This is a genomic window from Neochlamydia sp. AcF84, assembly GCF_011087585.1.
Classification (GTDB): domain Bacteria; phylum Chlamydiota; class Chlamydiia; order Chlamydiales; family Parachlamydiaceae; genus Neochlamydia.
Genome location: NZ_VJOT01000069.1, coordinates 1 through 8471, shown reverse-complemented (window position 1 = coordinate 8471; position 8471 = coordinate 1). Strand labels below are relative to the sequence as shown.

Genomic DNA, 8471 nt, shown 5'->3' with positions numbered 1-8471 from the left:
CTATCGATCACCTACCTAATGAATTGCTGCTTCCTATCTTAAAGGAGTGTGTCACACCTCCTTTATTTAGCGTTTGTAAAAGATGGCAAGAGCTGTTAGCTATAGAAATCTTGCCCTCCCTTTACAAAAAAATAGCTGCTATTCATGGCATCAATGGAAATGAAAAGCTACAAACTCGCCTTTTGGACAAGATCTATCAATTAGACTCTAAACGGGCGACTTCAGAGAAAGTTTATCGAATCTTTAAGCAAGTTTTTACCTTAGCTAAATCTCTATCTCCTTTAGAATTTAAAAATAAAACGGAAGAAAAAAGATATTTAACCCTCGCTAACTATTCCTCCTATCTCTTAAACATTAATCGCCTGCTCATCTGGAAAAAAATTCCTGGGGGAAAGGAATACTTAGCACAAGAAGAAATTAATTCATTATCTTTAGAAGAAAAAGGTAATCTTTTCAGCCAATGGATTGAAAAGTTATGGCAAAGGGATCAAAGTATTAGATTTATCCAGGTTAGGTTTGACTTATTTGCCTCCTGAGATAGGCATGTTTTCTGCCCTTGCCTCTCTTAATTTAAGCTACAATCAGCTGACCTTTCTTCCTAAAGAAATAGGACAATTGACCCAGCTGCAAAACCTTAATTTAAGTCAAAACTCCCTTACCTTTCTTCCTAAAGAAATAGGCCAGTTTCTTCGGTTACTTGCCCTTAATTTAAACGAAAACCAGCTCATCTCTCTTCCAAAAGAAATAGGTGACTTACATTGGCTGCGACATCTTAACTTAAGTAACAATCATCTCGTCTCTCTTCCAAAAGAACTCCAGCAGCTGTCGCAGCTATATTCACTTAACTTAAATCAAAATCAACTATCCTTTCTTCCAAGAGAAATAGGCTTGATGCCTCGTCTGGGGTGGCTTTATCTAAACTACAACCAATTGACCTCTTTTGTTATGGAAAGCGGCCTATTCTCTCAGTTGTATTCTCTTAGCTTAAGTCATAACCAGCTTACCTCCTTTGTGATAGCAATAGATCAGATTTTTCCCATGCAAAACCTTGATTTAAGCTATAACCACCTCGCCACCCTTCCTGCGCAAATAGACCAATTACCTCAACTTCTCACCCTTAAGACACAAGGAAATCCACTCGAAAATATTTCAGAGGAAATAAGGCAGCGCTTTCTAACATTAGAATAATAGACCTTGTTTTAATATTAAGATGAGCTAAAAAGAGATGAAAGGTTTTTGCTAGCCATGGAGTAGGCCAATGAAGATAAAATTTTTAGCGTCGTATTTTTCTTACTCTTATCCGCTTAAAAAAAATTTAGCCTATCTATTTAAATCCTTGGCAAGCTGTTTTTCTCCTTAGCGAGAGTCCTTTTATAAATTGCGGGGCTGCATAAGAAGTAGCGCAAAAGTTTATTGTCCTCAATTAAAGATTAAAAAGTCTAAATCCGCATTTTTATTTTTTCTATCTTGGGAATGGATTTAGCCATCTTTACGATTAGCTTCATAAAGTTTAAGATATTTATAAAAAGCGGTATGCCCGTTATAGGCAGAGATTACAAACCCCTCATATCCACCCATAAAGCCTCTTTTAAGGATATAACTCTTAAAAAAAGAAAAGATACCATGCGTCAAAGCTTTAGATAAGGAAGCAGTTTTTTTACCTTTATTCTGCTCAGCAAATAATGTCGAATAGGTCTGCATCTTACTTAAAAAGTCAGCGATAGAATGATAAGAATAATGAATAAGTGGGCTGTTTAAAGCTATATGTTGCATATGCTTGACAATAATAGCTTCATGAACTTGCACATTAGTAAAGCTTGTTTCTTTTTTATTATATAACCTATATTGGCGATCGGGATACCAACCGCACCAGCGAATAAACTTATTATTAAAATAATTATGGCGTGGGAAAGAATAAACTACTTTTTCTTGCAAGGAAGTTGCTAAGATCTCTTTTATCATCGCTGGTGTCACAAGTTCGTCACTATCTACAGACAAGATCCAATCATGTTTTGCATAAGCAGAGGCCTTGTTATGAGTAGGACCAAATCCTTCAAAAGTAGCTAAGATAACGCGCACATTAGAGTAATTTTTTGCTATTTTTATAGTATCATCTATAGATCCTGTATCATAAAGTAGGACTTCATCAAAAAGGCTTACGCTATCTAACACTTGAGCCAGGTATTGGCAGCTATTCTTGGTCAAGATAGTGACTGAAATAGGTATCATGAGATCCTCATATTTTAATTTTTTAATGCTTTTTTTATTTTTTCTAGCTCGCCTATCTTCCCTATTCCTATTTTCATCTTAAGATGGCAAAAATTATCCTTTTAAAACAGCTAAAGCTAAGCCTTTATAACTTTTCATGCTTCAAGGGTCAATCTCTCCTCCTCTCTTAAAAGGATTTAACCACAAGCCAAGACAAAAATCTATTTCTTGAAAACAGTTTTCAATAATTGATTTTCTAATCATGCTTTTTAGTAGATTAAACAACACCTAAAGGTAGGATCTAACCCTTCTGCCAAAGAAGTAAGCTTTCTACGCAGGTGCTAAGCGTTTCATTTCAAAAGTAAAGTAAGAACCGCTAAGCTTTTTAAAAAAATTATCGATGGATAGCCAACAGGAATACAAAGCTTTTATCTTACTAGGAAGATTTATATTCTCTTTCCTTGGAGCTTGTAAGCCTTCAATAGTTTCTCATTTGTTTGCTCCATCATAAGATTCCTTAGGCTCATGGGTCAAAATAAATCTCATCCATATTGACAGGGATTAGCAGCTTCTATATTTTTTCGTAGTATAAAGATTACAAATGCCTAGAGAATATGCCAAATATTGAGGAAAGCTATCATGCGTCCATTACTCCCAGACTCCCTTATTAGCAGCCATCATGTCGATTTAGCCATTCGCCCTCGTCGCAATCGTAAAAGCCCCGCTATACGCTCTCTTATCCAAGAAAACCATCTTCTTCCTCATCAGCTGGTGGCTCCCTTGTTTATCCTAGAAGGCCATCAGCGCCAAGAGATGATTACCAGTATGCCTGGCATCTCCCGTATTTCCGTGGATCTGCTTGTCAAAGAGGCCATTGAACTCTATCAACTAGGTATTCGCGCCATTGATCTTTTTCCTGTTATTCCTGAAGAAAAAAAAGATAGCCTAGGTAAAGAAGCCATAAATCCTCATAATTTACTTTCTCGAGCTATACAAGCCTTAAAGCAAGCGATTCCTGAGATGTGTGTAATAGTCGATATTGCTTTAGATCCATACACTAATCATGGTCATGATGGAATTGTAAACGAGTCAGGCCATATCCTCAATGACCCTACCCTTTACATGCTTGGAGAGATGTCTATCCTTGCGGCACAAGCTGGTGCCGACATTGTTGCACCGAGTGATATGATGGATGGGCGTGTAAAATACATCCGCGAAAGTTTAGATAAAGCAGGCTTTAAAGAGGTAAATATTTTATCCTATGCCGCCAAATATGCCTCCTCTTTCTATGGCCCCTTTCGTGAAGCCCTCCATTCTGCTCCTAAATTTGGTGATAAAAAAACCTATCAAATGGATCCTGCCAATAGCCGAGAGGCCATTCTTGAAGCTATTTTAGATGAAGCGGAAGGGGCGGATATGCTTTTGATCAAACCTGCTTTAGCTTACTTAGACATTATCTCTATTATCCGTAAAAAAACTCTTCTTCCTCTTGCTGCTTATCATGTGAGTGGGGAATATGCCATGGTCATGGCTGCTGCGGAAAAAGGATGGCTAGATGCAGATAAAGCTTTTATGGAAAGCCTTTTATCCATCAAACGAGCAGGTGCTGATTTTATTCTTACCTACGCTTCAAAAAGAATCGCTCGTTTAATTAAGATGCAATAGCCTTTTCCTTGTATTTTTTTCATGCCCTTAACGATTGAAGATAGAGGATAAGAGATTAAACTTCTTTAACTTTTTCCTTAAGCTAGTGCAGGAAAAGAAGTAAATGAGATGAGGTTAGACAGCTGATTGAATACAAAACTACTAAGCTTTAATTCAGCCTCCTCCCTTTAAAAGATGCAAAGAAAAAATAAGCCTACTTTACTAGCTTGATAAATAAATTGGGGTAAGGATCTTTTTAGCAAGGCGATAGCTTATCTTTCTACTTGCAGCTCTTTTTATGCTCTTCCTCTTTATTAAGCTTTAAGAATAATTGCGAAATTTTTTCCTCTTTTTTCTGTTTATTTTTGTTAATGCTCAGCCTATCTTTACATCCTTCGCTTAAATGGAGGGCCTTAATCGCTAGCACTACCTTCATTCTCTTTACCCCCATCTACGTTTGATTATTAGTGGCTTAAAAAAAATTTTCAGTTATTTTATTTAAACTTCAACTACAGCTTTTCTTTAATCCTCCATTGAATTAAATAAATTAGTAATTGCATGAATAAAATAATTACAGGATTTTTAAGGAGAAAGTATGGTAAGAGAAATTCCTAGTACCATTTGCCAAGGCGGCCCCTTAACAGAGGAAGAGCTTTATAAAATGGATGCTTATTGGCGGGCAAGTAATTATCTCTCTGTTGGGCAAATTTATCTGCTTGATAATCCTCTCCTTAAACGTCCCCTTACTATTGAAGATATTAAGCCTCGCCTGTTAGGTCACTGGGGAACAACCCCGGGCTTAAATTTTATTTATGTGCACCTAAATCGCCTGATTAAAGCTAAAGATTTGAATATGATTTACTTAGCAGGACCGGGTCATGGCGGTCCAGGCTTGGTAGCTAACGTCTATTTGGAAGGAACCTATAGTGAATATTACCCTAATATTTCTTCCGATGAAGAGGGCTTAAAAAAACTTTTTAAACAATTTTCTTTTCCTGGGGGAATACCTAGCCATGTAGCCCCCGAAACTCCCGGCTCTATTCATGAAGGAGGAGAGTTAGGTTATGTACTTTCTCATGCCTACGGGGCTGTTTTTGATAACCCCGACCTTATTGCGGCATGCGTAGTGGGAGATGGAGAAGCAGAAACAGGGCCTCTTGCCGCCTCCTGGCATTCTAACAAATTTCTTAATCCCGCAAAAGATGGTGCTGTTCTTCCTATCCTTCACCTCAACGGATATAAAATAGCTAATCCTACTCTCCTAGCTAGAATCAGTCCTGAAGAGCTAAAGAGCCTTTTCGAGGGATATGGCTACAAACCTTATGTAATCGAGGGTTCCGATCCTCAACAGATGCATCAAAGTATGGCTTATACACTTGACATTGTCATAGCAGAAATTATGAAAATTCAAGAAGAGGCGCGTAAAAACAAACTTATCGAGCGTCCACGTTGGCCTATGATCATTCTTAAAACTCCTAAAGGGTGGACAGGACCGCAAGAGGTCGATGGTAAAAAAACTGAAGGATTCTGGCGCTCCCACCAAGTTCCTTTATCCAATATGGCTGTTAAACCTGCCCATGTACAGCAATTAGAGAAATGGATGAAAAGCTATCGTCCTGAAGAGCTTTTTGATGAAAATGGAAGATTCCTCGCTGAGCTTGCGGCTTTAGCTCCTCAAGGAAAACGTCGTATGGGAGATAATCCTCATGCTAATGGAGGCTTACTCCGCAAAGAATTAAAAATGCCTGATTTCCGCGAGTATGCCCTTAAAATTGAAAAACCTGGTCAGGTTGAAGCTGAGTCCACTCGTATCGTGGGAAAATTCTTACGCGATGTCATGAAAAGCAACCTACATAACTTCCGCGTGATGGGTCCTGATGAAACGGCTTCCAACCGCTTAGATGCCATCTATGAGGTCTCAAAAAAAAGTTGGATGGCTGATTATCTGCCCGAAGATAAAGACGGTAGTGAGTTATCTGTCGAGGGGCGCGTGATGGAAATATTAAGTGAACATACATGCATGGGCTGGCTAGAGGGCTATGTTTTAACAGGAAGGCACGGTTTCTTTTCTACTTACGAGGCTTTCGCTCATATTATAGATTCTATGTTCAACCAACATGCTAAATGGCTACATACCACCACCTCCTCTATCCACTGGCGCGCCCCTATTTCATCGATTAACATTTTGCTAAGCTCCCACGTTTGGCGACAAGATCACAATGGTTTTTCCCATCAAGACCCAGGCTTTATTGATCATGTGATGAACAAAAAAGCTGAAGTCGTACGTGTCTATCTTCCACCTGATGCTAATACCTTATTATCTGTTACCAATCACTGTTTACGTAGTAGAAACTATGTGAATGTAATCGTTGCAGGCAAGCAACCAGCATTGCAATACTTAGACATGGAATCTGCTATTAAACATTGCACAGCAGGCATAGGAATTTGGGAATGGGCCAGTAATGATCGCGGACATGTTCCTGATGTGGTGATGGCTTGTGCGGGTGATGTGCCTACCTTAGAGACTCTAGCGGCTGTAGATATTCTTCGCCAGCAAATCCCTGATCTAAAAGTTCGAGTAGTTAATATTGTCAATTTGATGAAGCTTCAAAATCCCACTGAACATCCGCATGGATTATCTGATAAAGATTTTGATGAATTATTTACCACGGATAAACCGGTCATTTTTGCCTATCATGGTTACCCTTGGCTCATTCATCGACTTACCTACCGCAGAACTAATCATGAGAATATTCATGTGCGTGGCTATAAAGAAGAAGGTACCACTACGACCCCTTTCGATATGTGCGTGCGCAATCAAATCGATCGCTTTAGCCTAGTGGGAGACGTGATCGATCGAGTACCCAAGTTAGGCTATCTAGCAGCCTATATTAAGCAAGATATCCATAATAAGTTTATCGAACATGAAGAATATATCACTAAATATGGAGACGACATGCCGCTTGTTCGTCAATGGAAATGGCCATATTGATATAAATACAATGCCAGAAGATGGCAGGCACTTTAAAAAGGCATATTGTTACCTGAAAAAGAGTACACTGCTTATTACCTTACTTATGATTTAAGTACATACTTTAAGCATACATTTTTAAGTGCATAAATAGGCAAAAAGCCGCTTGAACAAATAAGGCAGATAGCATTCATTCGTTCCCTTTGTCTTTAAAAGTGCTTTTTATTTAACCCTATCTATTAATTTTTTTAGGTTGTTAATAAATTGGGAGGTTTTCTTTAAATACATGGCTCTATTTTCTAAACCTATTCTCCTTAATTCTTCGATACGCAACTCTTTTAGATTGTTAATAACCACCTCAAGCTGTATCGGATCCACATAGTAGTTTGTTCCTAATAATTGTGGGCTGCAATCCTTGAAGGGAACAAGGCAACGTGGATCCTTGATAAATTCATTCATGGGAGGAGCATCTACGGTGACGACTACCGCCCTAGTTGATAAGGCTTCCATAATATAATGCCCGAATCCTTCCGTTTCACTGAGACATAAATGAATTCCACAGCTATTTTGTAAATCTCTTAGTATAGGCTCTTCGACCCGGTGAGTAATCCAGTGCAAGTTAGCTTGACGCGGTCTAACAGCGCAAAAATGTTTAAGGATAATTAATAAAGGAAAAGAAGTATTACGTAACCAGCTATCCACTATCGGCTGCGTTCCTTTCTGCTCGCTTCCTCCTGCTAAATGAAAAAACAAAGAAAAGTTTTTTTTTATATGGGAGAGATAACAATCATGGCTTGTAAAGCCTAAGAAAAAACATGGGAGTTTTAAGTTTTCAAAAATTCTTTGTGTTTCTTGAGTACGACACAGAACAAGATCTATTAGGTCTAAAAGTTCTAAATCTTGCGTATACCATTCCGCATTAGGAATAAACCAATTGAGGGAAGCATAAGGAAGCCATAAAGGATTGATAGACTGAAAAAATATATTAATATCTACTTCAGAGGTATGGGGCTCATCATATATATTTCCTAAGTAAACTTGATGTCCCAGCTCTTTAAGAGCACTGCTAAGGATTTTTTGGTCTGCTTCCAATCCCTTTCCATTCAACTCGCTCAATATATTAAACTTAAGTTCGACAGTTTGAACTGAAGAAAGCGTTAATAGCCAAAAGCTTATTAAAAACCCTAGCTCTACCATTATTTGATACATATCCTTTAACCTAAGAAAAGTCTCTTTAAAAAAAGAAAATAGGAAAATTAAGACTGAAGAGGTAGCGATCCTTTTTTCCTTTTTACAAACTTATATCCTATATGAATAATATCGAAATTAAGGAAAAGAGATTTTTTATCTTACAAACGCGCCCCTTTCTTACCCTAGCTAATTTAGGCAACCAAGCTTTATATAAAGCTTTTCTATACCTGTTTTTTAATTTCTTTCTTTTTTATCGTGCCCTTTGACTTTAAAAAGCAGGATTGAGAGATATTTACAGAAAGGCTAGCAAGATACCTAAGCAATCTATATAGCTATACTCTTCTAAAGAAAGCTATTATAAATAGTCCAACCTGATTTACCCTAAAAAACTCCATCATTGCATCAATTTTAAAAAGAAAAAATGTAAATTTCCTTTTAATGGTAAGCTAAAAAAGTA

Annotated in this window: 6 protein-coding genes; 4 read left to right on the top strand and 2 right to left on the bottom strand. The window is 37.8% G+C overall.

Annotated elements, in window-relative coordinates:
• Together NEOC84_RS07835 and NEOC84_RS07830 are read left to right on the top strand one after the other, a co-directional pair.
• Nucleotides 1-536 (top strand): hypothetical protein (locus tag NEOC84_RS07835; protein WP_166157691.1); only part of this gene is annotated, 536 nt, incomplete at its 5' end.
• Nucleotides 517-1188, top strand: coding sequence for a hypothetical protein (locus NEOC84_RS07830; protein ID WP_166157688.1), 672 nt, complete (start codon nucleotides 517-519; stop codon nucleotides 1186-1188). The genes NEOC84_RS07835 and NEOC84_RS07830, both read left to right, overlap by 20 nt.
• 291 nt (nucleotides 1189-1479) lie before the next feature.
• On the opposite strand, the gene NEOC84_RS07825 is transcribed toward NEOC84_RS07830, so the two are convergent.
• Nucleotides 1480-2229, bottom strand: a complete 750-nt coding sequence (locus NEOC84_RS07825) for a glycosyltransferase family 2 protein (protein WP_166157685.1) — start codon at nucleotides 2227-2229, stop codon at nucleotides 1480-1482.
• A gap of 618 nt (nucleotides 2230-2847) precedes the next feature.
• On the opposite strand from NEOC84_RS07825, the gene hemB reads away from it, so the two are divergent.
• Together hemB and NEOC84_RS07815 are read left to right on the top strand one after the other, a co-directional pair.
• Nucleotides 2848-3873, top strand: a complete 1026-nt coding sequence (gene hemB, locus NEOC84_RS07820) for a porphobilinogen synthase (protein WP_166157682.1) — start codon at nucleotides 2848-2850, stop codon at nucleotides 3871-3873.
• A 574-nt stretch (nucleotides 3874-4447) separates the two neighbouring features.
• Nucleotides 4448-6844, top strand: a complete 2397-nt coding sequence (locus NEOC84_RS07815) for a phosphoketolase family protein (protein WP_166157679.1) — start codon at nucleotides 4448-4450, stop codon at nucleotides 6842-6844.
• Between the two features lie 201 nt (nucleotides 6845-7045).
• Here NEOC84_RS07815 and NEOC84_RS07810 read toward each other — a convergent pair whose 3' ends face one another.
• Nucleotides 7046-8032, bottom strand: a complete 987-nt coding sequence (locus NEOC84_RS07810) for a glycosyltransferase (protein WP_166157676.1) — start codon at nucleotides 8030-8032, stop codon at nucleotides 7046-7048.
• Between the last annotated feature and the right edge of the window lie 439 nt (nucleotides 8033-8471).